The sequence below is a fragment of the Microbacterium sp. genome, assembly GCF_047606385.1.
Classification (GTDB): Bacteria; Actinomycetota; Actinomycetes; order Actinomycetales; family Microbacteriaceae; genus Microbacterium.
This window is the reverse complement of record NZ_JASGEL010000091.1, coordinates 14398-38752: the sequence shown is the minus strand read 5'-3', so window position 1 is coordinate 38752 and position 24355 is coordinate 14398. Positions and strand designations below refer to the sequence as shown.

The following is a 24355-nucleotide window of genomic DNA, read 5'->3' as shown; positions in this document are numbered from 1 at the left end:
GTCCCGGCCTCTCCGCGTCCGTCGACCACCGATCCACCGTGAGCATTCCCCGTGACGACCTCTGACTCCCCGCGGCGCCGAGACCCGATCGGCGCGCTGCGCATCCCCACCTACCGGGTCTTCATCGCGGGGCAGCTCGCCGCCGCCATGGCCATCTGGATCCAGCGCATCGCGCAGGACTGGACCGTCCTGCAGCTCACCGGCGACGCAGCGGTCGTGGGCGCGCTCGTGCTCTTCCAGTTCGGCCCTGCCCTGTTCCTCGGCATGTGGGGCGGCCTGGTCGTCGACCGCAACTCCGCGCGAGTGATCCTGCTGGTCACGCAGACGACGGCTGCTGCCGTCGCCGCGCTGCTGGCGTTGCTCGCCTTCGCCGGGCTCCTCAGCACGGGGGCGATCTTCGCGGCCGTCGCGGTCACCGGGCTGCTCGCGCTCGTCGACCTGCCCGCGCGCCAGGTGCTGGTGGCGGAGATCGCCCATCCGGCGGTGCTTCCGAACGCGATCAGCCTGAACGCCACGATCTCGCAGCTGGCGCAGATGATCGGTCCCGCCGTCGGCGGCGTCCTGCTCGTGATCGGCGACCGCTGGGCGTTCCTGTCCGCCGCTGCGCTCGCGGCGGTCGACATCGTCACGCTCGCACTCGTGCGGACCTCGTCCCCCCGGATCCCCGTCGGCGAGGGAGCGGGGCGGGGGCAGATCCGTGAGGCGCTCGTCTACTGCATCCGCAACCGGTCCATCCGGCTCACCTTCGCCGTCCTGTTCGTCGTCTCGCTGATCGGCATCAACTGGCCGGTGCTGCTGACCAGCGTCGCGGAACGCGTCTTCGACACCGGCGCCACGGGTTACGGGCTGTACACGTCCGCCCTCGGCGTGGGCGCGCTCGTGGGGGCGCTGCTGTCGCTGGCGCGGCAGGGGGTGCGCCTGCGCACGGTCTACAGCGCCACCGTGGGATTCATGGGCTTCAAGCTGCTGGCCGCCTTCGCTCCCTCGCAGTGGCTGTTCGTCGCGCTGATCGCGGCCTCGGCGGCGTGCAACATCCTGATGTGGACGGCCTCCAACACGATGGTGCAGACGTCGTCGAGCCTGGCGATGCGGGGCCGCGTGATGTCGCTCTACATCGTGATCGCCTCCGGCGGGCAGGCCTTCGGCGGCCCGATCCTCGGTCTGATCGTGGAGCAGCTCGGCGCGCGGTGGGGGATGGCGCTGTCGGGCGGGATCCCGCTGGTCGTCACGTGCGCCATCGCCGCCGCCGTGCTGCGAAGCCGCAAGCGGTGTGGACCGGCCACACCCGGATGAGACGAGAAGTGGTGTTTCCACTGTTTCGCGTCCCGGCCTTGGTGTGTAGCGTTGCATACGAAGTCGTTCATCATCCCTGGTGACGCGTAATGGAGGATCCCGTGCCCACCCCGTCCAGCGATACCGCCCTCCGCCAGGAGTACGTCGACGCCGCCGCCGAGCTCCGTGAGAAGTTCGCCACGACGGCCGCCGAGGTCGACCGCGAGGCCACGTTCCCGCACGAGAACATGCGCCTGATCGCCCGGTCTCCGTTGCACGATCTCTCGCTCACGAGGTCCGCGGGCGGCCAGGCCTCGGAGGACATGTACGACGACACGCTCACGATGTTCCACGTCGTGAAGAACATCGCGGCCGGCGACGGCTCGACCGCCCAGGTGTACGAGCTGACGCGGCGCAAGTCCGTGACGCTCACCGGCGCGAACAGCAAGCTCGGCGCCGAGGCCCGGCAGGAGGTCATCAGGCGCGTGCGGGACGAGGGCGCCCTGATCTGCAGCCCGGTGGCCGAGCGCGGCGCTCGCGGGGACTATCGCGTCCCGATCCGCAAGGTGGACGGCGGCGTCGTCATCAACGGCACGAAGTACTTCGCCACCGGGTCCGCCGGCGCCTCCTATGCCAGCACGATCGGTCTGATGGAGGGCTTCGAGTCGGTGAAGACCGGCGGCGGCCATGAGGTGCTCATCGACCTCTCCTGGGACGGCGTCCAGCTCAACCACGATTGGGACAACATGGGGCAGCGCGCCACGAGCAGCGGATCGATCACCTTCAACGACGTGTTCGTGCCCGACGGATACCACTGGGCCGGCTCGAACGCCGCCGCATCCGCCGCGCCGAACCCCGTCGACCTCGCCGGCATCTTCTCCCAGTACTTCACCAGCGCCGTCCTGCTCGGCATCGGGCTGGGTGCGATGGACGCGCTCCGCGACTATCTCCAGACCAATCCGACCTACCCGGGGATCTTCGAGGACACGTCCATCAAATATCAGCTCGGTCTGCACCAGGCGCGCCTGACGGCCGCCGAGGCCGCGCTGGAGATCGCGATGCAGAAGGGGCTCGCCTTCCGGCGCGACCCGCAGGCGGACCAGCGCGGGGCCGTCTCGATCGCCGGCATCCAGGCGAAGATCTCCGCCTACGAGGCGACGACCGGGTTCGCGGCCGAGCTGCCGAAGTTCCTGGGCGGCCAGGCCAGCTCGCGGAAGTACGCGTACGACCGGTTCTGGCGCGATGCGCGCACCTTCGCGCTCACCGACGTGATGGAGGTCAAGGTGCAGCAGGCGGGCGCCTGGGCGATGCGCCGCGAGGCCCCTCCGATCACCTTCGCGAGCTGATGTCTCAGCCGGCGTCGTCGCAGGTCCCGCCGGGCGACCTCAGGGCGGCCATGTCCCGACTCGTGACGGGCGTCGTGGTCGCCACCACGAAGGGCGCGGAGGGTCCGGTGGGCATGACCATCAACTCGTTCACCTCGATCACGTTCGCGCCGGCCACGGTGCTGATCTGCCTCAACATGAAGAACCGCGGGTACCAGGAGGTGCTCGACAGCGGCGTCTACGCGGCGAACATCCTCGCCGGCTCGCACCGCTGGATCGCCGAGCTGTTCGCCACCCCCGGGATGTCGCACCAGCAGCGGTTCGAACGCGTCGACCACAGCCCACGGCTGACGGGTTCCCCCATCATTCAGGGCGCGGCGGCGTGGATGGACTGCCGGGTGGTCGACGTGGAGCGGCGCGGCACGCACGGCCTGTTCTTCGCCGAGGTCGTGGCGGCGGGTCAGGACGAGTTCGACGAGGTCCCGCTCGCGTACTACCAGCGGGCGATGTACCCGCTCCAGGTCCCCCAGTACTGATTCGGAAGATGCGGAGAGCGCACATGCCTGTGAAGACGACGTCATCGTCGAGTCTCGAGATGGTCCAAGGCCTGTTCCACGTCGCGGAGTCGGCGCTCGACGTCAGCGGCTTCCGCTCGCTGACCGCGACGCTCGAGCAGATCTGCGTCTACGTCAAGGAGTACCTGGACTGCTACGAGGTCAACATCCGTGTCCTCCGGGACACGCGGCTGGTCCCGGCCGGGCAGGCCGGCCCGCATCCCCACACCGAGGAGCTGGAGCTCGGCGACGCGACCCTGTCGAACAAGGTGCGCGGCAGACTCGACCCGTCCGTCGAGGTGTTCACCACCGGGAAGCCGATCTTCCTCGACATCGACGAGTACGACCGCAGGTCGCTGACGTACAAGCTGCTCAGCAAGGCCGGCGTGAAGTCGGTCTACTACAGCCCGATCACCCGCGACGCGTCGGTCGTGGGCGTGATGACCTGCTCGTGGCACACGCCGCACGACGAGCTGCGCGACTACGAGGAGCTGGTGTCGCTGACGTGCCGTCTCGCCGCGATCGGCATGGCGACGGCCGTCCAGGCGGAGAAGGGCGAGGAGCTCCGCCGCGCACTGGAGGACGTGCAAGGCCGGCTGCAGGCCGACAACTCCCAGCTGCAGAACGTGTACGTCGCCCAGTCGAACATGATCCAGCTGCTGTCCGAGGGGTCGCCGACGACGCCGACCCAGGTCGCGCGGATCGCCTCCGGCGTGCTGAAGCGGTCGGTGCTCGTGATCGACGCCGAGGGGAACGAGCTGGCCCTCCACGCCGACCCGGCCTCGGTGCCGGCGCTGCGGGACACGTCGGTGGCGCTGGCCGACGGTCGGGGGGATGCCGCCGGCGACGGGCGATGCACGGTCGTGCCGATCGACGGCGCGGGCAGCGGCTCCCATCTGGGGTACGTGCTGATCGCCCCCGTGCTCGACGACGAGAGCCGGTTCGACCACGTGGTCGCCCGTCAGGCGGCCCTGGTCATCGGCGGTCACCTGCAGGCCACGCGCACCGATTCCGCGCTGACCACGCTCGCGCTTCCGACCATGCTGCTCGCACTGGCGCACGGCACGCTCAACCGCGCGCAGATCAAGGAGTTCGCCGGGCTGCTCGGCGTCGCCGACGAGTCCGTGATGACGGTCGCCGTCATGCGCACCCCCACCCCCGAGTCGGCCGTGAGGATGAGCCGGCGTGCCCGCGGCTTCGCGGCATACGGCTGGAACGTGCTGAGCGCGGTCGCGGACGGCCAGGACCTGCTGCTCCTGCTGCGCGGCGGGTCGGTCCCGGTGGAGTCCGCGACGGCGGTGCTCAACGCCCACCCGGACGCCGAGCAGCTCGCGGTCAGCTCCTCGATCTACGGGCTCGGCCAGGTCGTGCGCGGAGCCCGCGAGGCGCGCCTCGCCTCCGCGTTGGCCACCGGTGCGTCGCCGCTGGCCTTCTACTCCGACTTCGGATCGTTCGTCGAGGTGACCGGCTCGATGTCCGCGGATCAGATGCAGGCCTTCGTGACGTCCGTCCTCGGGGCGGTGGCCGACTACGACGAGCGCCGCAAGTCCGACATGGTCCGCACGCTCCGCTCCTTCGTCGACCACGACGGCCACATCAACGCCACGTCGGAGGACCTCAACATCCACGCCAACACGCTGCACAAGCGCCTGGAGCGCATCGCCGAGCTCACCGGACTGGACCTGCACTCCTATCGCGACCTGACCAGGGTGACCATGGCGCTGGACCTGCTTCCCACCGTCGACGGATCGCGCCGCCGCTCCGGCCTCGCATGAGCAGCGCCACGCCGGCGGTCCCGGGCGCGGTCCCGGGCCTGGAGGGGTGCCCGCCGCCGCTGCGCGTCGAGGGCGCACGCGAGACGATCCGCCGGGCACGTCGCCGGTCCGGGGGCCGCACGGTCGTGCTGGACGACGATCCCACCGGATCGCAGTCCGTGCACGACGTCGAGATCGTGACCGCCCTCGACCCCGCCGTGTACGCCTCCGCGCTCGGCCGGGCGGACGGCGCGACCTTCGTCCTGACGAACACGCGCGGCATGCAGCGCGCGGACGCCGTCGAGCTGACGGCGACGGTCGCCCGGGACCTGCTGCGGATATCGGAGCGCGAGGGCTTCGAGCTCGACATGGTGAGCCGCAGCGACTCGACGTTGCGCGGGCACATCCTCGACGAGGTGCGCGCGCTCGACGACGCCCGCCGTGAGGTCCTCGGTCGCGGATACGACGGCGTGATCGTCGCGCCGGCGCTGTTCGCCGCAGGGCGGGTCACCGCGGGGTCGGTGCACTGGGCGAAGGTGGCCGGGGAGTACGTCCCGGTCGCGGACACCGAGTTCGCCCGCGACGCGACCTTCGGGTACGCGTCCTCCGATCTGCGCGACTTCATCGTCGAGAAGAGCGGCGGAACGGTGCGGCGGGACGACATCTCGGCCGTGACCCTGACGGACATCCGCGAGGGCGGTCCGGACCGGGTCGCCCGGATGCTCGCCGACGTCGCCGACGGCAGGTTCGTCGTCCTCGACGGCATCGAGGACGCGGACTACGAGGTCGCGATGCTGGGGATCCTCCGTGCGCAGGAGGGCGGCCGGCGCTTCCTCATGCGCACCGGGCCCTCCTTCGTCGCCGCACTGATCGGCAGCGAGCCGCGAGCCCTGGTCACCGCGGCGGAGATCTGGCCGGCAGGCCGGCCGCGGCGGCCCGGCCTGATCATCGCCGGATCCCATGTGGCCATGACCGGCCGGCAGCTGGATCGGGTGCGGCAGGCCGGCCGGGCGGCGGACATCGAGTTCGACGTCGCACCGCTGCTGGACCCGGGCACGCGCGACGCGCACGTGCGGCGCACCGTCGAGCGGGTGCGGGACGCGCTGCGCTCGTCCGACGTCATGGTGTACACCAGCCGTCGCCGCGTCGACGGCGCAGGGCCGGAGGAGAGCCTGGCGATCGCCCAGGCCGTGTCGACGGCGCTGGTCGCCGTCGTCCAGGGAGTGCTGGCGTCTCGCCCCGGCTGGGTCGTGGCCAAAGGCGGCATCACCTCGCATGACGTCGCGGTGCGGGGCCTCGGCATCCGGCGCGCGGCGCTGCTCGGCCAGCTGCGGCCCGGGGTGTCGGTCATGATCCCCTCGGACTCGGCCGACCTCGCCCGCGGGGTGCCGTTCATCATCTTCCCGGGAAACGTCGGCGACGAGTCGAGCCTGCTCGAGGTCGTCACCGCGTTGAACGAGCAGTCCGCATGACGAGGAGGAACGAATGACGAGGGTCGGATGGATCGGGTTGGGCGCCATGGGTGCGCCGATGGCGGTGCGCCTCGTGCGCGCGGGCTTCGAGGTGACGGCGTTCGACGTCAACCCGCGGTCCGTGACGGATGTCGCGGCTCAGGGCGTCGGCGCGGGGGCCGGCAGCGCGGCGGTCGCGGAAGGCGCCGACGTGCTCGTGGTGATGGTCGCGACGCCGGATCAGGCGGATTCCGTCCTGTTCGGACCGGACGGCGCGGCCGGATCCCTCGCGCCGGGCAGCACGGTGATGATCATGTCCACGGTGGGCCCCGCCGCCGTGGAGGCCATCGCCTCGCGCCTCGAGCAGGCGGGGGTCTCGGTCGTGGACGCGCCGGTGTCCGGCGGCGTCGCCCGCGCCGGCAGCGGGGACCTGCTGGCCATGGTCAGCGGGGCGCCGGAGGCGCTCGCCGTGATCGAGCCGTTGCTGAGCACGATGGCGAGCACGGTCTCGATCGTGGGGGACGCCCCGGGCGTGGGGCAGAAGGTCAAGCTCGTCAACCAGCTCCTCTGCGGCGTCCACATCGCGGCCGCGGCGGAGGCGCTCGCCTATGCCGAGACGCTCGGGCTGGATCCCGCGGCGACGTACGAGGTGATCCGACACGGCGCGGCCGCCTCGTTCATGCTCGACGACCGCGGCCGCCGCATGGTCGCCGCGGAGGGCGACGAGGTCCGCAGCGCGATCGACATCTTCGTCAAGGACCTGGGGCTCGTCACCGGCGCCGTCGAGGACGCCGAGTCGATTACACCGCTGGCGTCGACCGCGCGTGCGCTGTTCCGCGAGGGAAGCGACGCCGGTCTGGGCCGCAGGGACGACTCGCGAGTGATCGACGTCCTCCGGGCTCGCCGGCGGGGGTGACCCCGTCGGCTCGCAGCGTCACCGGCGCGCCCGCATGACGGACTTCGACGTCGACCGACGGGCGTCGGGGGTGATTCTGTATTCTCGTTAGCATGCAACATGAGTTGGTGTTACCGTGACGACGGATGCGGTCGACAGCCGCGTGGGCGCCGTGAAGCGGACGGACTTCGTCTACCGGCAGCTTCGCGAGAACATCCTCAACGGAGCGTTGCGCCCGAACGAGGCCCTCGTCGAGGCCGACATCGCCGAGCGGCTGCAGGTGAGCCGGACGCCGGTGCGGGAGTCCCTGCAGCGGCTGGCCGCCGACGGCCTCATCGAGTCCCGCCGCCGCCGATGGGTCGTGCACGAGCATGCGTACGACGAGATCACGCAGGTCTACGAGGTGCGTGCGGCGCTCGAGTCGTACGCCGCCCGTCTCGCGGCCACGCGTGGCACCGATGAGCAGAAGGCGGAGCTCGAGGCCTTCCGTGAGAGCGCGACCGCGACGGACCTGACCGCCGATGCGCGGATGAAGGCGAACAGTCAGTTCCACCGTCTCGTCGTGAGGGCGGCGAACAACCCCCGCATCGAGCAGCTCCTGGCCAACAACGAGGTCTACCACTTCAACAGCCGGGTCGCGATGCTCTACTCGCCGGCAGACATCCAGCTGTCCGCGGAGCAGCACGCGGAGACCCTGGACGCGATCCTGGCGGGAGACGTCGACCGGGCGGGCGAGTGCGCGCGGGAGCACGTCGAGTTCTCGCTGGCGATCATCGCGCGGGCGTTCCCCCCGGGGCGCGCCGCAGGGTAGATCCGGACGCCGGATGAGGCCTCTGCACTGCTTTGCACACAAAGAACTATGCAATCTCGCCGACAAGTTGGTAGCCTAAAACCTGCCATCCCTTGTCACCGGCGGAAGCGGAGTTCACCATGTCCCGAAAACTGACCGGCGCGCATGTGGTCGTCGTGGGGGCCGGAGTCATGGGCACCTGCGTCGCGCTCCGTCTCGCCGAGAGCGGCGCGCGCGTCACGCTCGTGGACGAGACGTACCCCGCGGGCGGCACCAGCAAGGCGGCGTTCGGCTGGATCAACGCCTTCGACAAGGGACCCCGGGCCGTCTTCGACCTCCACGTCCGGGCGATGGACGAATATCAGCGGCTGCTGAGCGAGACCGGCGGCGACTGGGCGACGTTCCACGGCAGCATCCACTGGGCGGACCGGGACGACGCCACGCGCGTCGCCGACCTGCGAGGCGCGGTCGCCGAGCTGCGCGGATGGGACGTGACCGTCGACGAGCTCTCGGTCGACGGTCTGCGCGCGATCGAACCGGACCTGCGTCTCGACACCGAGCGCGTGGACAGCGTCTTCGTGGTGCGGCAGGGCGGCCACGCCTACGTCGTCCCCCTCGTCAACGCCCTGCTCGATCGGGCGGCCAACCGGCATGACTCCAGATATCTGCGCGGCCGCGTGGCGCGGCTCATCGCCGGCGATCGCCCCGCGGTGCTGCTCGAGGACGGCGTCCGGATCGACGCCGACCGCGTCGTGCTCGCGGCCGGCTCCGGAGCGCAGGCGCTCGCGCGCGGTGTCGGGCTCGACATCCCGATCGAGAGCGTGCCGGGGAACCAGACGGTCACGGCGCCGGCGCCGGTCTCGCTCGACCGCGTCGTGCTCGCCCCGGGGGTCTCGCTGCGACCCGACGGCGGCGGCCGCCTCATGATCGGCACGGACCAGCTCACCCAGTCGGAGCAGGTGCGCCACCTCGCCATCGACGACCCGCTGGTCACGGAGGCCCTGCGCCGTGCGCGTGCGATCGTGCCGGCACTGGCGGACATCCCCGTGGAGGGCACCCGTTCCGGGGTTCGCGCGATCCCGCAGGGCGGACTGCCCGTGGTGGGGGAGTCCGCGCAGGCGCCGGGCATCTACTTCGCCGTCACCCACAACGCCGTGACGTTGGCGCCTGCGCTCGCGAGCCTGATCGCGGACGACCTCGGCGGTCAGGCGGCGGACCTCGAGGGCTTCCGGCCCGACCGCTTCGCGAACCGGGACACGGCCGGCCCGCTGGCGTCCACCGCGCGCTGACGACCGGGGTCGTCGAGAGGGAGAAGTGAGGAACGGCAGTGGCTGAGCGATCCACGCTGGGAGCCAGCGATCTCCGCGTCTTCCCGGTCAACCTGGGCGGCAACACCTTCGGCTGGACGTCCGACGAAGCCACCAGCCACGCGGTCCTCGATCGCTACGTCGGTCTCGGCGGCAACTTCGTCGACACCGCCGACTCCTACTCGGCATGGGTCGACGGGCACGCCGGCGGCGAGTCGGAGACGGTCATCGGCACCTGGCTGAGGGCCCACGGGAACCGGGAGGACCTCGTCATCGCGACGAAGGCGGGCAACCACCCGCGGTACAAGGGCCTGGCCCCCGCCACCGTGCGCGCGGCGCTCGAGGGCTCGCTCCGCCGGCTGCAGACCGACTACGTCGATCTCTACTACGTGCACGACGATGACCCGCTGGTGCCCATCGAGGACGTCGCGGAGACGTTCAGCGCCCTGGTCGACGAAGGCAGGATCCGATACCCCGCCGTCTCGAACATGGCTCCGGACCGCATCCGCGCCTGGATACGCGCGGCCGACGAGGAAGGCCTCTACCGGCCGGTGGCGCTGCAGACGCTCTACAACCTGGTCGAGCGCGGCTTCGAAGACACCTATGAGACCTTGGCCGCCGAGCACGGGCTGGCCGTGCTGCCGTACAACGCCATGGCGCGCGGCTTCCTCACCGGGAAATATCGGGACGGGGTGACGGTGACCGGACCGCGGGCGGAGACGGGCTACGCCTATCTCGCCACCGATCGGGGCCGACGCGTGCTCGCCGCGCTCGACGAGGTCGCCGCCGCGCACGACACGGCTCCGGGGGCGGTGTCCCTCGCATGGCTCCTGGCCAAGCCCACCGTGGCGGCGCCGGTCAGCAGCGCGCGGGTGCCGGATCAGCTCGGCGTGATCTTCGACGCCGTCCGGCTGGAGCTGACCGCGGACGACATCGGTCGACTCGACGACGCCAGCGGGAGATGACCTCCGTGGAGCCCTCTAAGGTGGGTGCCATGGCGGGTGGGAACGACGAGGTGCCGGCATGGTCGACACCGCACAGCCATCTCTACCCCGGCGCGCGCCTGAGCACGGGGACCGAGGACATCGCCACGGGGGACCTCCTCGTCCTGTTCCGCGACGGCGTCGTCGTGCCGGGGACGCTGGACGAGTCCGGCGTCGGGGACGAGTACGTCCTGACCGTCGACGAGTACGTGACGCGCGCCGGCACCTCCATCCCCGGGAGGAGCTGGATCGTGGCGGTCCCCGCTCCTCTCGCCGGTGTCGTCGACGTGAGGCGGCGTGCGGACCCGACGCATCCGTGACGATCGGGCGTCAGCGTCCCAGCGTCTCATCGAGCCAGTCGAACATGCGCTGCGCCGTGACGCCGCATGCGAGCGAACGAGATGCCGCGCGCGACCCAGGAGCCGCCCTGGCTGATGCCGTAGACGGCGACCCGGCCGGCGTCCACGCCGTCGAGGCCGAGCACGGCGTCGAGCACGGGCGTGAGCACGTTCTCCCAGTCCGGTCGGAAGGGCACGTTCTTCTCGAACAGCTCGCTCTGCCGACCCGGGCCGTCGACCGCGACGCCGAAGTACGCCGATGCCCGGAGGTGCTGACGGCCATGCGAGCGCTCCTGGTTCATCGAAGTCGGCATGCTCGGACCGAGCGCATCCGGCCGGCGGGCTTGTGGTGCCGGCCCGCGAGCGCGAAGCTGAGCGCGATCGCCCTCCCGTGCGGTCGTCCGGCGACGTGAGGAACTCCGATGGCCCTGCTCACCCCCTACCTCCACTTCAGCGGCGACGCGCGCGAGGCGATGACGTTCTACGCGAGCGTCTTCGGCGGCGAGCCGCAGTTCATGACCTTCGGCTCCGGCGGGATGCCGGGCGCCGACCCCGACGCGATCATGCACTCCTACCTCGGCGCCGACGAGATCGAGCTCATGGGCTCGGACCTGCCGGCGGACGAACGATTCGACGCGTTCCGCAAGAACGGCAACATCACGCTCTCGCTCTCGGGGCCGGACGAGGCGAGGCTGACCGAGCTGTGGGACGCCCTCAGCGCCGGCGGCGAGATCACCACCCCGCTGGCGAAGGCCCCCTGGGGCGCCAGCTACGGCGACTTCATCGACCGCTTCGGCATCCGCTGGCTCGTGAACATCGGCGCCTGACGCGCGAAGCCGGTGTCATGTCGCTGAACGCACGGGAGCGGGAACGGACCCGCGCAGAGCTGCAACGGGCGTTCGAGCTCGTCGGGCGCGACGCGGACGCCGTCGCCGCCGATCTCGACGTCACGCCCGACCGCCTGCGGCGCACGGTCGCCGTCGACGACGCCGACCCGGCCGACGTGTGGCTGCTGCGGGACTATCTCGTGCAGGCCGCTGCCGACCTGGACCGGGGACCCGTCGTGTTCACGGTGCTCACCGACGCGGCGCGGGCGCAGGCGGACGCGTGGTTCGACCTGCGCCGCGCGCCGCGCCGGGACACGCCCTAGCCGCCGTAGTTCGCCGCGATGCGCTGCAGGATGTAGTCGCGCGCGGTGATGGGCTCCCAGGCGTCGGTGGGGCTCGTCATCACGACGTCCCGGTTGGCCTGTGCGAAGTAGGCGATGCTGTAGCGGGCGTCCTGGTTCTCGCCCGCGCGCGGCCCGCGCACCCGGTGGAAGTTCGACGGCAGCACGTCGTCGCTCCAGCGCATCAGCATGTCGCCGATGTTGCAGGTGATCGAGTCGCTCGTGGGCTCGACGGCCGTCCACTCCTCGGTCTCCATCTCCTTGCCGGGCAGCACCTCCAGACCGCCCTGACCGTCGCGCTGGAACAGCAGCGTGAGCACGTCGAAGTCGGTGTGGGCGCCGGCGCGCCACGGCGCGTCCGTGCCGCGCGCCTCCTCGGGCACCGCGAAGTAGTGCAGCAGCCGCAGCGTGCTCTGATAGGTGTCCTGCTCCGGGTCGTGGGCGCGGGTGAAGAAGTCGCGGTCGAAGCCGAGCTTCACCGCGAAGCACGACAGCAGCCGCATCGCGAGCGCCCAGCACTCGTGCTCGAAGCCGAGGATGGCGTCGCGGAAGCCGGCGAGCTCGGCGTCGGAGGGCCACAGGTCGGCCATGAACGGCCGCGTGATCTGGTAGCTCTCCTTCTGGTCGGGAACCCCGATCGAGGGCCGCACCTGCGAGCGGTACTCGTAGCCGGCGTTGTCCGCCTTGCGCAGCGGGTACTGCTCCTTCACCTCGGCGGGCAGGTCGAACAGCGCCTTCGACATCGCGAACGCGCGGTCGACGTCCTGCTGCGGGATGCCGTGGCCCACGATCTGGAAGAACCCCACCTCGGTCGCCGCCTGCCACAGCTGGTCGGCGATCTCGTCGAAGCGGTCCTCGAAGTCGGTGAGGTCGATGCGGCGCAGCTCGCGGCGGGTGGACACGACGCCCTCCCCGCCCATCCGGCGTTCCTTCTGCAGCTCCTGCATGTCATCGGCGGTGGTCATGGTGATCCTTCGAACGGATGCGTCGAATCCCGGACGCGATCGGGCGACGGCGAACCGCCCGGCAGATTGCATGTAATCTGCCCGCACAACCAGTACAACCCCGGCGCATGCCGCCCGTTTTGCCGGCACGTAACCATCGTGTTACCAGATCGCGGAGGACCGTGGCGGGCGCCGATGAGCATCCTACGATTGCATGCAATGTCCATCACCGCTTCCCCCTTGCTGGCCGAGAACGTCCTGCTCGACCTGCGCGGCCGCATCCTCACCGGGCAGCTGGCGCCGGGCGAGGCCCTCAGCGTGCCGGCTCTCGCCCGCGACCTCGGCGTGAGCCGCAGCCCGGTGCGCGACGCCGTGCAGCAGCTGATCTCCGAGGGCGTGGCGACGCACACCCCCTACGCCGGCGCCCGGGTGGCGCGCATCGACGACGGGCAGCTCGCGGACGCGTTCGCGGTGCGCCGCGAGCTCGACGGGCTCGCCGCAGGGCTGGCGGCGGGCCGGATCTCCGCGGGCGCGCTCGCCGTGCTGCACACGAGCCTCGAGATGCAGCGCGCGCGCCTGGCGGCAACGGCCGACGAGGTCGAGGACCGTCTCGCCGACATCGCCTTCCACGCCGCGATCCGGGATGCCGCCGGCAACCCGACGCTGGTCGGCACGCTGGCACGGCTCGACACCGTCACCCACCTGTACCGCAGCGCCATGTGGAACGATGCGGCGAACCGCCGCTACGCCTACGACGAGCACGCGCGGATCGTCGACGGCCTCGACCGGGGCGATGCGACGGCTGCGCGCGAGGCGGCCGTCGCCCATGTCGACGGGGTGCTGCGCCGAATGCTGAGGAGGCCGGAATGACCGGCGACCCGATCTCCGCCGTGCGCGGTGCCCGCGGCATGGACGGCTCGCTCGTCGACTTGCGCATCGCGGACGGCATCGTGGTCGACGTGGCCGCGGCATCCGCTCGCCCGCCGGCTGCCGGTGAGCTCGACGCGGCCGGCATGCTCGTGCTCGCGCCCGGCGTCGAGCCCCACGCGCACCTCGACAAGGCGCTCGTCGTCGACGACATCGGGCCCGTGTACGGCGGCCTGCTGCAGGGCATCGCCGCCTGGCAGCGGCACGCGCCGACGCTCGACGAGGACGACTTCGTGCGTCGCGGGCTGGCGCTGGTGCGTCGATACCTCGCCAACGGCGTGACGGCCGTGCGCACGCATGCCGAGATCTTCCCCAGCGCCGATCCGCTGCGCAGCGTGCGCGCCCTCGTGCGGGTGCGGCAGCTCGTCCGCGACGCGGTCGATCTGCAGATCGCGGTGCTGCCCAAGAACGACATCCCCGACGAGGTCGTGCATGCGGCGCTGGATGCCGGCGCCGACCTGGTCGGCGGGTCGCCGCACACCGCGGCCGATCCGGCGGCCGAGGTCGACCGGCTGATCGCGATCGCCCGGGCCCGCGGCGTAGGCATGGACATCCACGCCGACGAGCGGCTCGACCCGGCCTCGCTCACCGCAGTGCGGCTCGCTCGTGCCGTGGCGGCCGAGCCGCTCGCGGGCACGGTGACGGCGAGCCACTGCGTGAGCCTCGGGCTGCTCGAGGCCGCGGCTCTGACCGAGGCGGCGGGAGCGCTGCGGGCCGGCGGGGTCGGCGTGGTCGCGTGCCCTGCGACGAACCTCTACCTCCAAGGGCGGGACCGCCCGGTGGCCACCCCGCGCGGGGTGACGGCGGTGCGGGGGCTGCTCGAGCACGGGGTGGTCGTCGCCGGCGGCGGCGACAACGTGCGCGACACGATCAACCCCCTCGGCGACGCCGACCATCTGACGACTGCGGCACTGCTGGTCATGACCGCGCATCTGACGATCGAGGAGGCGTACGCGGCCGTCAGCGACGCGGGACGCCGGCTGCTGGGTCTGCCGCCAGCCGGGCCGGTCATGGGCGCGGTCGCCGATCTCGTCCTGCTCGATGCGCCCACGCTCGCCGCCGCGGTGGCCGGCGGCGCGCGCAGTCGCAGCGTCGTGCGTCGGGGACGACTGGCCTCGGTGCGTCGCGTCGACGAGGAGCTCGTCTCCCTGCCGTGACGCACGAGCACGCCGATGGCCTCGACGACCTCGACGGCTGAGGACGTCAGCGGCTCCAGACGAAGGTGGAGAGGAACGGCACCGCCAGCCCGATCAGCCAGAGCAGCAGGAACAGGATGCCGCCGATCACCCATCGGCGATGCCGGGTGCCGCTGACGTCCCCCCAGAGGGTGTGACGTGCGATGCTGCGCTGCGCGGTGGCGACGAGCTTGCGGATCTCGGGATCGCTCATGTCGAGCCTGCCCGCGCCGGCGTTGCGGACGATGCGCTCCGCCTCTTCGGCGGTCATGCCGTCGACGTCGCCGCTGTTGTCGGGCATGCCGGTCTCCTCCCGCCCCGGTCAGTGTACGTCGGCGCGGGGGTGCGGTCCGGGTCGTGGTCGTGCGCTGTGTCATAACTCCGCCTCCGTTCCGGCCGACGTCTCCTCCGAGTGCGGAATTCCGGGTGTCGGCCGGGCAGGCGCGAGCTCCGAGGCGGAGTTATGACACGCGCCGTCCGGTTCTCCCCAGGCCGTCGCCGTCGCCGGGTTGTCCACCTCTTCGGCTTCGGCGTGGTCGGCTCCGTGCCGTTGTCGCGACAGTCGTCGGCATGTACTCGAGTTACGAGAGCCTGAGCCGCGCCGACCTCCTCTCCTCCGGGATGACCCGCCGCGGGCTGGTCGCAGCGGTCGCGACCGGGCGCCTGATCCGCGCGCGGCGTGACAGGTACGTCTGGGCCGGCGTGCCGGACGACATCATCAGGGCGCTGCGCGTCGGCGGCCGTCTCACCTGCCTCAGCCTGTTGCGCCTGCTCGGCGTGTTCGTGTTCGTCGACACGGGCCTGCACGTCCACATCGATCGCGGGGCGTCGCGGCTGCGGTCCGCGCATGACCGCTTCACCCCCCTGCCGCCGCGGAAGACGCGCGGCGGGCGACTCCATTGGATCCCGCTCGTGCGGCCGCATGACGGGACGAACGCCTGCGTCGGCATCGTCGACGCGCTGATCCACGCGGTGCTCTGCCAGGAGCCGCGGCACGCCGTGGCGACGATCGACAGCGCGCTTCATCGGGGGCTGGTGACCTTCCTCGAGCTCGGCGAGGTCTTCACGGCGTTGCCTCGTCGTTTCGCGGTGCTGCGTGCCCTGGTCGACGAGCGCGCCGAGTCGGGCCCGGAGACGCTCGCGCGGCTGATGGCGCGGGCGCTAGGGTACGACGTCGACGTGCAGGTCGAGATCGTCGGGGTCGGCCGGGTCGACCTCCTCCTCGACGGCTGGCTCATCGTCGAGTGCGACAGCAAGGGATTCCACGCCTCGTGGGAGCAGCAGCGCAAGGACCGCGAGCGGGACCTCCTGGCGGCGCGGCTCGGGTATGCGACGTTCCGCCCCACAGCGGAGCAGATCATGTACCGGCCGGACGAGGTGCTCGAGGCGCTGCGCGGACTGCGCGCGGTGCACGACGGCTGCCGGGTCGGCCGGTAGCCTCCAGGACGCGGCGGCGCTCGCGGCCGAGCGTGTCATAACTCCGCCTGGGCGGGGCGCGTGGTCCGGGGTCGTCGCGGAATCTCGCGGATGCGGCGCGCGGTGTCGGCCCGTCAGGCGGAGTTATGGCGCGGTCGCCGCCTCAGCCGAAGGCGCGGGCGAGACCGCGGCGCACGGCGGCGGGGTCGGGATCCGGGTCGAACGCGAGTCGCACGACGTAGCCCTGCACGGCCGCCATCACCGCCTCCGCCACCTCGGCCTCGATCGTGGTGGCGGAGGCATCCGTCACGGCTGCCTGGTCGCGCGCCCACGGCCGCAGGGCGGTGCGCATCAGGTCGCGCACCTTCCCGATGTTGGTGCGGGCGATCGAGGCCAGCTCGGGGTCACGGGGCAGGTCGGCCCAGATCTGCAGGAGCAGCTGTGCCTGCTCGCGATCGGGGGGGAACGTGTCGAGCGTGACCGCGACGAGTCGACCGGGCGTCAGGGGCGCCTGCGCGGCGAAGAGCTCCGCCAGCTCCTGCAGCCGGGAGTCGAGCATCTCGGCGGAGGCGAACCGCACCAGCTCGGCCTTGCTGGCGAAATGCGAATAGATGGATCCCGCCGACAGGCCCGACTCGTCGATGATGTCCGCCATCGAGGTCTGGGCGAAGCCCTGCCGGGCGAAGCAACGGATCGCGGCGTCCGCGATCTGGTCGCGCCGGCTCCGTCGCCGGGCATCCGTGAGTCGAGGCATACAAAAAGAATACGCGTTCTGCTACGCTGGCGACGCAAACAAATCACATGTTCTTTTTGGAGGTCCGCGTGTTCGCCGCTCCGTCTCGTCCGCACACCAAGTGGGGCGTCGCCGTCGCATTCGGCGCGGCCGGCTCCCTGGTCGTCGTCCTGATCGTCCTGGCCTTCCTCTGGCCTACCAAGACGAGCGCCGCGCACGACCTGCCGGTCGGCATCGCCGGCCCGGAGGCGACTGTCAGCGCATTCGAGGACGCGCTGGGCGAGCAGGGCGTCACGACCTTCGACTTCGTGGCCGCGGACGATCGAGAGGATGCGGTCTCGCAGATCGAGACGCGCGAGACGTACGGTGCGATCGTCTTCTCCGACACCGGGATGCCGGAGGTGCTCACCGCCCCGGCGGCGAGCAGCACGGCGGCATCGCTGCTGACCAGCGTCGCGTCACAGCTGCAGGCTCAGCTCGCGCAGCAGATCGCCGCGGCAGGTGGCGACGCGAGCACCGCGCAGGTGACGGTGACCTCCGTCGTGTCGCTGTCGGACACCGACTCCACCGGCGCGGGACTGGCGGCGGCATCCTTCCCGATGATGCTGGGCGGCATGCTGGGCGGCGTCCTGGTGTCGTTGCTGGTCGTCGGCGCCGTCCGCCGCCTCGCGGCCCTGGCCGGCTTCGCGGTGACGGCGGGACTGCTGATCACCCTCGTCATGCAGGGCTGGTTCGAGTATCTGCAGGGCGACTTCTGGCTCAACGCCCTGGCGATCGGCCTCTCCGTGCTCGCGACCAGCTCGTTCGTGGTGGGCTGGGCGTCGCTGCTGGGCTCGCCGGGCATCGGGATCGGCGCGGTGGTGACCGTGCTGTTCGCGAACCCGCTGTCGGCCGCCTCGACGCCCTGGCAGTTCCTCGCGCAGCCGTGGGGGCAGATCGGGCAGTTCTTCGTGCCCGGCGCCTCCAACTGGCTCATCCGGTCGTTGAGCTACTTCCCGGCCGCCGACGACTCGCAGCAGTGGTGGACGCTGATCGGCTGGGTCGCGCTGGGGGTCGTGCTGACGCTGATCGGGCACTTCCGCGCACGCGCCACCATGCACGTGCCGCCCGCGACGCTGGAGGCGGCCACCGCGTAGCTCCGCGGACGCTCGAACGGACCGCGGACGTCGCGGTCCCGGCAGGGTTCCCCTACGCTTTGAGGCATGCACACCAAGAACCTGCGACCCCGTGCCTGGCTCGCCGGCGCGGGAGCCCTCGCGTTGACCACGGCGCTCGCGAGCTGCACGAGCACCGCCACCACGGAGGAGACCGCGACAGCGACGGCCACCGCCACCGCCACCTCAACGGCGTCCGCCTCGTCCTCCTCCGGAGACGTCGTCGCGCTGGCGGAAGCCTTCGCCGCGACCCTGTCCGACGACCAGAAGTCCTCGCTCTCCCAGGACTACACGTTCGCGAACGCGGCCGACTGGTCGAACTTCCCGAACGCGCTGCTGACGGGGATGGGCGGGGGGCCCGGCGGCGACTCCTCGACCAGCGGGGGACGGGTCGGGCTGCAGACGGACTCGCTCTCCGACGACCAGTGGTCGGCGCTCGAGGACCTGCTCGCCGGTGTCACCGGCACCGCAGCGAACGAGGGCTTCGACGAGATCCTGCAGCACTGGGCGGCCGACGACTATCTCGAGGCGAACGGCGGCGGGTCCGACTACGGACGCGGCAACTTCTTCATCGCATACCTGGGCACTCCGAGCGACTCCGGCACCTGGGAGCTGCAGTTCGGCGGCCACCACCTCGCCGTCGCCAACACCTATACCGACGGCGCCCTCGTCGGTGCGACGCCCTCCTTCCGCGGGATCGAGCCGATGTCGACCGTGGAGCAGGACGGGGTGACCGTGCAGCCCGAGCAGCAGGAGCAGGCCGCCTTCGCCGCGCTGCTGACCTCGCTCGACGCCACGCAGCTCGCGTCGGCGGAGCTCTCGACCTCGTACAACGACATCCTGCTCGGTCCCGGCGAGGACTGGGCGTTCCCCACGACGTCCGAAGGGGTCGAGGGGTCCGATCTGACAGACGACCAGCAGGCGCTGCTGCTGGCGGCGATCAACACCTACGTGGACGACATCGACGACGCGGATGCCGCGACCATCCTCGCCCAGTACGAGAGCGAGCTCGACGACACGTACGTGGCGTACTCGGGCACGACCGCGATGAGCGAGACCGGCGACTACATCCGCATCGACGGACCGTCGGTGTGGATCGAGTTCTCGATGCAGAACGGCGTGGTGCTCTCCGGCGCCCACCCGCACGCGGTGTGGCGCGACAAGAACACCGACTACGGCGGGCTGACCGGCTGAGATGAGACGCCTGCTGCCGGCCGTGCTCGCGGCGGTGGCCGCGATCACGGCCGGCCTCGCGGCGCCCGCCGCCGCGCATGTCGTGCCCGCCACCACGATCGAGCTCGACGTGCACGAGAAGGACATCACCGCCACGCTCACGCTGCCCTCCGCCGACCTCGGCACCGCGAGCGGCATCACGCTCGTCGAGGGCCAGATGGATGCCGCGACGGCGGCCGCCGTGGCCGACTACCTGACCGCGCACGTCGCCGTGACCGGCGCCGCGGGGGCGTGGCAGGTCGTCGTGGCCGACGTCGCGGCGTCCGACACCGAGCAATGGGGCACCGGGGTGTTCCCCGCCGTGACCGCCACCGCCACGCTGACCCCGCCGGATGCGTCCGACCTCCGCGACTTCACGCTCGCCTACGACGCGATCATCCACCGGGTGATCACCGCCGATATCTACGTCACCCTGCACAGCGACTGGGCGGCCGGCGAGACGGACTCGGCGCGGGACCTGGGCACGATCACGGTGGACACGGTCACCGGCACCATCCCGACGCTGCACATCGACCTGGACGACGGCAGCCCGTGGCAGGGATTCGTCGGCATGGTGACGCTGGGCATCTCCCACATCGCGGAGGGGACGGACCACCAGCTGTTCCTGCTGACCCTGCTGCTGCCCGCGCCGCTGCTCGCGATCCGTGGCCGGTGGCGCGGCGTCGCGCCACCGCGGCGCGCCGTGCGACGGATCACCGCGATCACGATCGCCTTCACCGCCGGACACTCGCTGACCCTCGCGCTCGGCGCGCTCGGACTGCCGGTGCCGCAGCAGCCGGTCGAGGCGCTGATCGCGGTCAGCATCCTCGTCGCCGCGCTGCACGCGATCCGCCCCCTCTTCCCCGGCAGGGAGCCGATCGTCGCGGGAGCGTTCGGCCTGGTGCACGGCATGGCATTCTCGACGACGCTCGCCGCGCTCGACCTGTCCGGGTGGCCGCTCGTGCTCAGCCTGCTGGGGTTCAACATCGGCATCGAACTGATGCAGCTGTTCGTCGTGCTGCTCGTGCTTCCGCCGCTGGTCGTGCTCGCGCGCACCCGCGGCTATGCGCCGCTGCGCGTCACCGCCGCCGTGGTGACGGGGCTCGCCGCGGTCGGGTGGCTCGTCGACCGGCTCGGGATGACGAACCCGCTCGGGACCGCCGCCGACTCGATCGGAGCGGCGTCGCCGTGGCTCGTCGCCGCGCTCTGGATCGCCTGCGCGGCCGTGCTGGCGCGCCGCGGCGCTAGGCGCGACGCCGCCGCTCCGCCCGCGCCGGCGGACCTGCCCGAAACGTCGCGCGTCGGCTCGGGCGGCTGAGCCCGGGCGGCCACCGCGTAGCCGGCGGCGCGCGTGTCATAACTCCGCCTCGGCGAGGCCGGCGGCCGTGAAGACGCGGGCGTCCATCGGCCGAAGCGACCACCAGGCGGAGTTATGACACGCCCCGGCGCGTAGAGTGCCGGCATGACCTGGCCCGCGCTGCACATCTCGCGCTCAATCGCCCGCCCGCCTGTCGAGGTGGCGGCCTTCGCGGGCGACCCCGCGAACCTGCCGCGGTGGGCGGCGGGGCTGAGCACGGGCATCCGCCGCGTCGGCGACCGCTGGGTGACGGACTCCCCGATGGGCGAGGTGCAGGTCGCCTTCACGGGGCCGGTGGATGCCGGCATCCTCGACCACGACGTGATGCTGCCGGACGGCACGGTCGTGCACAACCCGCTGCGGGTGCTGCGCAACGGCGACGGGAGCGAGGTCGTGTTCACGCTCTACCGGCTGCCGGGCGTGAGCGACGAGGCGTTCGCGGGGGATGCCGACGTCGTGCGGGCCGACCTGGACCGACTCGCCGCCGTGCTGGAGTCGTAGGGCCCGCCGTGGTCGGCGCGCCCGATCAGGCGCGCAGCGTGTAGCCGGCCTCCGCGATCGCCGCGGCGAGGGCGGAGGCGTCGAGCGTCGTGGCGGAGCGGACGTGCACCCGGGACACCCCCTCCGGGACGAGGTCCACCTCGACCGCGTCGACGCCGTCGACCCGCGCGAGCTCGTCGGCGACGGCGCGGACGCAGTGCGCACACGTCATGCCGTCGACCCGCAGCTCGGTTGTCACGGGGGCGTCGCCCGCCGAGGCGGCGGTTGTCGGCTGCCATCCGCATGCGTCGCCGCCGCAGCACCCGGCGTCGGCGGTGACATCGCGCAGCCCGAGGTCGATTCGTTGCAGAGCCATGCCTTCAGCGTACCCCGCCGGGGTATCCGGGGGCCCGCCCGCAGCGAACCCGCAGGTGCGGGAGTTCTAGACTGGACGCATCCCGTCCGTCAGCCAGGAATCCGCCGTGCCCCACGCTCCCGCCCGCGCCTTCGAGGTGCGTCATGTGCAGTTGGCGCGTGCGGTGTTCGCGGCCATCGCGGCGGCGATGGTGACGTTCTCCTCGGACCACTCTGCGTCGCTCGGACTCGCCGTGTTCAGCGGTTACGCGATCGCGACCGGACTCGTGCTGGCGTTGGGCGCCTGGCTCGCCACGCCGGCCGGGGCGCGCGCCGCGCCGATCGCGCTCGGCGTGATCTCGATCGTGGCCGGCATGATCGGGGGGCTGCCGACACTGCGGTCGACCGAGATGTTCTTCGTGCTCGTGGTCGCCTGGGCGCTGCTCACCGGCCTGATCGAGGGCATCGCCGGCTGGCGCGCGATGGTCGCCGCCGCGCCGCGGTCGGCGGCTCGCAGCGAGGCCCGCGACGCGCTCACCGTCGGCGTCTTCGGCGTGCTGCTCGCGTTGGGCACGCTCGCGGTGCCGAGCGGCTACGCCCTGAACTACTACATCGCCGAGGCCGGCGAGAGCTTCACGCTCACCGGCATCGCGATCGCGGTCGGCATCTTCGGCGGCTATGCGGCCATCGTCGCCGTGTACCTCGCGATCGCCGCGTTCTCGCCGCGACGCCAGCCGGTCGCCGACGTCTCGGGCGTCGAGGACGGACGGGCATGACCGACAAGCCGACGCGGCGCGATCTGATGCGCCCGGCGCAGCTGCTCGGGCTCGCCTTCATCGCCGCGGTCTTCGCCGGCGCCGTGACCTTCCTGTCGATGGGCGGTTTCGAGCGGCTCCCCGCCGACGAGATCCAGCAGGCGCTGACCATGGCGCTGGTGATCGCGGGCATCACCTTCATCGTGGTGGTCGTGGTGATCGCCCTGCTCGTGCTGGCGATCGATCCGGCTCAGGTCGTGGAGCGGCACGACCACCCGGTCCTGATCCCCGAGACGAAGCCCGCACCGGACGCCGGGGCCGAGGCATCCGGTGATCTCCCCGCGGCGCCCGACCCCGCCGAGGGGGACGACCCTGCCGACGGTGACGACCCCGCCGAGGGCGACGCCCCCGCGGCATCCTGAGACCGGCTGCCCCACCGGCCCCACCGGGGCGCAGAACTCAGGACGTCTCGACCGATCACCGCCGAACTCGCCCCGTTCGCGGCGTGTCGCGGCGCTCGTCCTGTCTTTCGCGCCGGGCACGAGCCGCGGCCCGCGGATCCACGCCGGACCGGGGCGCCGAGGCGCGCCGCCGACGGGGCGCCTCAGGCCTCGGCGACCAGGTCCTCGGCCAGGCCCGTGTACGTCGCGGGGGTCAGCGCCAGCAGGCGCTGCTTCGCGGCATCCCCGATGTCGAGCCCGGAGACGAACTCGGCGAGCTCGGGCGCTCCCACGCGGCGCCCGCGGGTGAGATCCTTCAGCAAGGCATAAGGATCGGTGATCGTCGATCGGCCCGCGACGACCTCGGCCCGCACCACCGTCTGGATCGCCTCGGCGAGCACCTCCCAGTTGCGGTCGAGGTCGCCCAGCAGCACCTCGCGTGCCAGCGAGATCTCGCTCAGGCCCCGCAGCAGGTTGTCCAGCGCCAGCAGCGAGTGCCCGAACGCGACGCCGATGTTGCGCTGGGTCGTCGAGTCGGTGAGGTCGCGCTGCAGGCGGGAGGTGACCAGCGTCGAGGCCAGGGTCGTGAACAGGCCGCCCGCGATCTCGAGGTTGGCCTCGGCGTTCTCGAAGCGGATCGGGTTGATCTTGTGCGGCATGGTCGACGACCCGGTCGCGCCCGCGACGGGGATCTGCGAGAAGTAGCCGAGCGAGATGTAGGTCCAGATGTCGGTGGCGAGGTTGTGCAGGATGCCGCCGGCGTGCCGTGCCCGGTCGTAGAGCTCGACCTGCCAGTCGTGCGACTCGATCTGGGTGGTCAGCTCGTTGAAGCCCAGGCCCAGCCCTTCGATGAACGTCTGCGAGATCTCGATCCAGTCCAGGTCGGGGTCGGCGGCCAGATGCGCCGACCAGGTGCCCGTCGCGCCGGAGAACTTCGCGAGGAAGTCGGATGCCGCGACCTGCGCCGCGACGCGCTCCAGCCGCCAGGCGAAGACGGCGATCTCCTTGCCCATGGTCGTGGGCGTCGCGGGCTGCCCGTGGGTGCGGGCGAGCATCGGGGCGTCGCTGTGCTCGGCGGCGAGCCCGCGCAGCTTCGCGATGACGTCGAGCAGCTTCGGCAGCCACACGTCGAGCACCGCGCGCTTGACGGTCAGCGCGTACGCGGTGGAGTTGATGTCCTCGCTCGTGCACGCGAAGTGGGTGAGCTCGGCGACGGTGTCGAGTCCGAGCTGCGACAGGCGGTCGCGCACCAGGTACTCGACGGCCTTCACGTCGTGCCGGGTGACGGCCTCGCGTTCGGCGAGCCAGTCGATCTCGGCCTGGCCGAAGTCGAGGTACAGCGCGCGCAGGCGTTGCTTGTCGGCTTCCGTCAGCGCCTCGGCGCCGAACACGCGACGATCGGTGAGGGCGATGAGCCACTCGACCTCGACCTCCACGCGGGCGCGGTTCAGGCCCGCCTCGGAGAGGTAGTCGCCGAGACCGGCGACCGCGGCGCGGTAGCGTCCGTCGAGAGGGCTGAGCGGCTGCGCGGGGAAGGACGTCACGGTACTCCGTCGGATGCGGCCAAGCGC

At 71.7% G+C, this 24355-nt stretch carries 27 protein-coding genes; 21 read left to right on the top strand and 6 right to left on the bottom strand.

The window, feature by feature from the left end:
- The first annotated feature begins 51 nt into the window (after nucleotides 1–51).
- The 10 genes from QM626_RS08685 (at nucleotide 52) to QM626_RS08640 (ending at nucleotide 10651) form a co-directional block, all read left to right on the top strand.
- Nucleotides 52–1293, top strand: coding sequence for an MFS transporter (locus QM626_RS08685; protein ID WP_415076045.1), 1242 nt, complete (start codon nucleotides 52–54; stop codon nucleotides 1291–1293).
- 101 nt (nucleotides 1294–1394) lie between these two features.
- Complete coding sequence (locus QM626_RS08680) at nucleotides 1395–2618, top strand: acyl-CoA dehydrogenase family protein (protein ID WP_415076043.1); 1224 nt, start codon at nucleotides 1395–1397, stop codon at nucleotides 2616–2618.
- Nucleotides 2619–2668: 50 nt separating this feature from the next.
- On the top strand, nucleotides 2669–3133 hold the full coding sequence (locus QM626_RS08675) for a flavin reductase family protein (RefSeq protein ID WP_415076041.1): 465 nt from the start codon (nucleotides 2669–2671) through the stop codon (nucleotides 3131–3133).
- Between the two features lie 59 nt (nucleotides 3134–3192).
- Nucleotides 3193–4926, top strand: a complete 1734-nt coding sequence (locus QM626_RS08670; protein WP_415076039.1) for a PucR family transcriptional regulator — start codon at nucleotides 3193–3195, stop codon at nucleotides 4924–4926.
- Nucleotides 4923–6377: a four-carbon acid sugar kinase family protein gene (locus tag QM626_RS08665; RefSeq protein ID WP_415076037.1), complete on the top strand. Its 1455-nt coding sequence runs from the start codon at nucleotides 4923–4925 to the stop codon at nucleotides 6375–6377. Before QM626_RS08670 ends, QM626_RS08665 begins: the two co-directional genes overlap by 4 nt.
- 13 nt (nucleotides 6378–6390) lie before the next feature.
- Nucleotides 6391–7272 (top strand): NAD(P)-dependent oxidoreductase, encoded by an 882-nt coding sequence (locus QM626_RS08660; RefSeq protein ID WP_415076035.1) that lies wholly within the window; start codon nucleotides 6391–6393, stop codon nucleotides 7270–7272.
- A 115-nt stretch (nucleotides 7273–7387) separates the two neighbouring features.
- On the top strand, nucleotides 7388–8062 hold the full coding sequence (locus QM626_RS08655) for a GntR family transcriptional regulator (protein ID WP_415076033.1): 675 nt from the start codon (nucleotides 7388–7390) through the stop codon (nucleotides 8060–8062).
- A 119-nt stretch (nucleotides 8063–8181) separates the two neighbouring features.
- Nucleotides 8182–9330, top strand: a complete 1149-nt coding sequence (locus QM626_RS08650; protein WP_415076031.1) for an NAD(P)/FAD-dependent oxidoreductase — start codon at nucleotides 8182–8184, stop codon at nucleotides 9328–9330.
- A gap of 38 nt (nucleotides 9331–9368) precedes the next feature.
- Nucleotides 9369–10313 (top strand): aldo/keto reductase, encoded by a 945-nt coding sequence (locus QM626_RS08645; RefSeq protein WP_415076029.1) that lies wholly within the window; start codon nucleotides 9369–9371, stop codon nucleotides 10311–10313.
- A 29-nt stretch (nucleotides 10314–10342) separates the two neighbouring features.
- Entirely contained in the window at nucleotides 10343–10651 is a 309-nt protein-coding gene (locus QM626_RS08640) for a hypothetical protein (RefSeq protein WP_415076027.1), read from the top strand.
- Between the two features lie 26 nt (nucleotides 10652–10677).
- On the opposite strand, the gene QM626_RS08635 is transcribed toward QM626_RS08640, so the two are convergent.
- The gene (locus QM626_RS08635; protein ID WP_415076025.1) at nucleotides 10678–10983 is read right to left on the bottom strand and encodes a hypothetical protein; all 306 of its coding nucleotides are present in this window, start codon (nucleotides 10981–10983) and stop codon (nucleotides 10678–10680) included.
- A 108-nt stretch (nucleotides 10984–11091) separates the two neighbouring features.
- On the opposite strand from QM626_RS08635, the gene QM626_RS08630 reads away from it, so the two are divergent.
- Complete coding sequence (locus tag QM626_RS08630) at nucleotides 11092–11496, top strand: VOC family protein (RefSeq protein ID WP_415076023.1); 405 nt, start codon at nucleotides 11092–11094, stop codon at nucleotides 11494–11496.
- A gap of 17 nt (nucleotides 11497–11513) precedes the next feature.
- On the top strand, nucleotides 11514–11819 hold the full coding sequence (locus QM626_RS08625) for a DUF2316 family protein (RefSeq protein ID WP_415076021.1): 306 nt from the start codon (nucleotides 11514–11516) through the stop codon (nucleotides 11817–11819).
- Here the strand turns inward: QM626_RS08625 and QM626_RS08620 are convergent.
- On the bottom strand, nucleotides 11816–12802 hold the full coding sequence (locus tag QM626_RS08620; RefSeq protein WP_415076019.1) for an isopenicillin N synthase family dioxygenase: 987 nt from the start codon (nucleotides 12800–12802) through the stop codon (nucleotides 11816–11818). The genes QM626_RS08625 and QM626_RS08620 overlap by 4 nt on opposite strands.
- Nucleotides 12803–13000: 198 nt before the next feature.
- On the opposite strand from QM626_RS08620, the gene QM626_RS08615 reads away from it, so the two are divergent.
- Both QM626_RS08615 and QM626_RS08610 read left to right on the top strand, forming a co-directional pair.
- Nucleotides 13001–13651: a GntR family transcriptional regulator gene (locus QM626_RS08615; protein ID WP_415076017.1), complete on the top strand. Its 651-nt coding sequence runs from the start codon at nucleotides 13001–13003 to the stop codon at nucleotides 13649–13651.
- The gene (locus QM626_RS08610) at nucleotides 13648–14865 is read left to right on the top strand and encodes an amidohydrolase family protein (protein WP_415076015.1); all 1218 of its coding nucleotides are present in this window, start codon (nucleotides 13648–13650) and stop codon (nucleotides 14863–14865) included. Before QM626_RS08615 ends, QM626_RS08610 begins: the two co-directional genes overlap by 4 nt.
- 46 nt (nucleotides 14866–14911) lie before the next feature.
- Here QM626_RS08610 and QM626_RS08605 read toward each other — a convergent pair whose 3' ends face one another.
- Nucleotides 14912–15184 carry a hypothetical protein gene (locus QM626_RS08605; RefSeq protein ID WP_415076013.1) on the bottom strand — a complete coding sequence of 91 codons (273 nt, stop codon included), beginning with the start codon at nucleotides 15182–15184 and terminating at the stop codon, nucleotides 14912–14914.
- 269 nt (nucleotides 15185–15453) lie between these two features.
- On the opposite strand from QM626_RS08605, the gene QM626_RS08600 reads away from it, so the two are divergent.
- Nucleotides 15454–16320 carry an endonuclease domain-containing protein gene (locus QM626_RS08600; RefSeq protein ID WP_415076011.1) on the top strand — a complete coding sequence of 289 codons (867 nt, stop codon included), beginning with the start codon at nucleotides 15454–15456 and terminating at the stop codon, nucleotides 16318–16320.
- Between the two features lie 142 nt (nucleotides 16321–16462).
- Here QM626_RS08600 and QM626_RS08595 read toward each other — a convergent pair whose 3' ends face one another.
- Nucleotides 16463–17053, bottom strand: coding sequence for a TetR/AcrR family transcriptional regulator (locus tag QM626_RS08595; protein WP_415076009.1), 591 nt, complete (start codon nucleotides 17051–17053; stop codon nucleotides 16463–16465).
- Between the two features lie 47 nt (nucleotides 17054–17100).
- Between QM626_RS08595 and QM626_RS08590 the strand changes: the two genes are divergently transcribed.
- The 4 genes from QM626_RS08590 to QM626_RS08575 all read left to right on the top strand — a co-directional run bounded on the left by QM626_RS08590 (nucleotide 17101) and on the right by QM626_RS08575 (nucleotide 21256).
- Entirely contained in the window at nucleotides 17101–18168 is a 1068-nt protein-coding gene (locus QM626_RS08590) for a hypothetical protein (protein WP_415076007.1), read from the top strand.
- A gap of 66 nt (nucleotides 18169–18234) precedes the next feature.
- Nucleotides 18235–19380 (top strand): DUF3500 domain-containing protein, encoded by a 1146-nt coding sequence (locus QM626_RS08585; protein WP_415076005.1) that lies wholly within the window; start codon nucleotides 18235–18237, stop codon nucleotides 19378–19380.
- 1 nt (nucleotide 19381) lies between these two features.
- A complete protein-coding gene (locus QM626_RS08580; RefSeq protein ID WP_415076003.1) occupies nucleotides 19382–20716 on the top strand; it encodes a HupE/UreJ family protein in 1335 nt (444 codons plus the stop codon).
- A 144-nt stretch (nucleotides 20717–20860) separates the two neighbouring features.
- The gene (locus QM626_RS08575) at nucleotides 20861–21256 is read left to right on the top strand and encodes an SRPBCC family protein (RefSeq protein WP_415076001.1); all 396 of its coding nucleotides are present in this window, start codon (nucleotides 20861–20863) and stop codon (nucleotides 21254–21256) included.
- A gap of 25 nt (nucleotides 21257–21281) precedes the next feature.
- Here QM626_RS08575 and QM626_RS08570 read toward each other — a convergent pair whose 3' ends face one another.
- Entirely contained in the window at nucleotides 21282–21611 is a 330-nt protein-coding gene (locus tag QM626_RS08570; protein ID WP_415075999.1) for a heavy-metal-associated domain-containing protein, read from the bottom strand.
- A 106-nt stretch (nucleotides 21612–21717) separates the two neighbouring features.
- Between QM626_RS08570 and QM626_RS08565 the strand changes: the two genes are divergently transcribed.
- Both QM626_RS08565 and QM626_RS08560 read left to right on the top strand, forming a co-directional pair.
- Nucleotides 21718–22365: an acyl-CoA synthetase gene (locus QM626_RS08565; RefSeq protein ID WP_415075997.1), complete on the top strand. Its 648-nt coding sequence runs from the start codon at nucleotides 21718–21720 to the stop codon at nucleotides 22363–22365.
- A complete protein-coding gene (locus QM626_RS08560; RefSeq protein ID WP_415075995.1) occupies nucleotides 22362–22766 on the top strand; it encodes an amino acid transporter in 405 nt (134 codons plus the stop codon). The genes QM626_RS08565 and QM626_RS08560 overlap by 4 nt, the downstream gene beginning before the upstream one ends.
- A gap of 182 nt (nucleotides 22767–22948) precedes the next feature.
- Here the strand turns inward: QM626_RS08560 and purB are convergent, their stop codons facing one another.
- The gene (gene purB / locus QM626_RS08555) at nucleotides 22949–24328 is read right to left on the bottom strand and encodes an adenylosuccinate lyase (RefSeq protein ID WP_415075993.1); all 1380 of its coding nucleotides are present in this window, start codon (nucleotides 24326–24328) and stop codon (nucleotides 22949–22951) included.
- Between the last annotated feature and the right edge of the window lie 27 nt (nucleotides 24329–24355).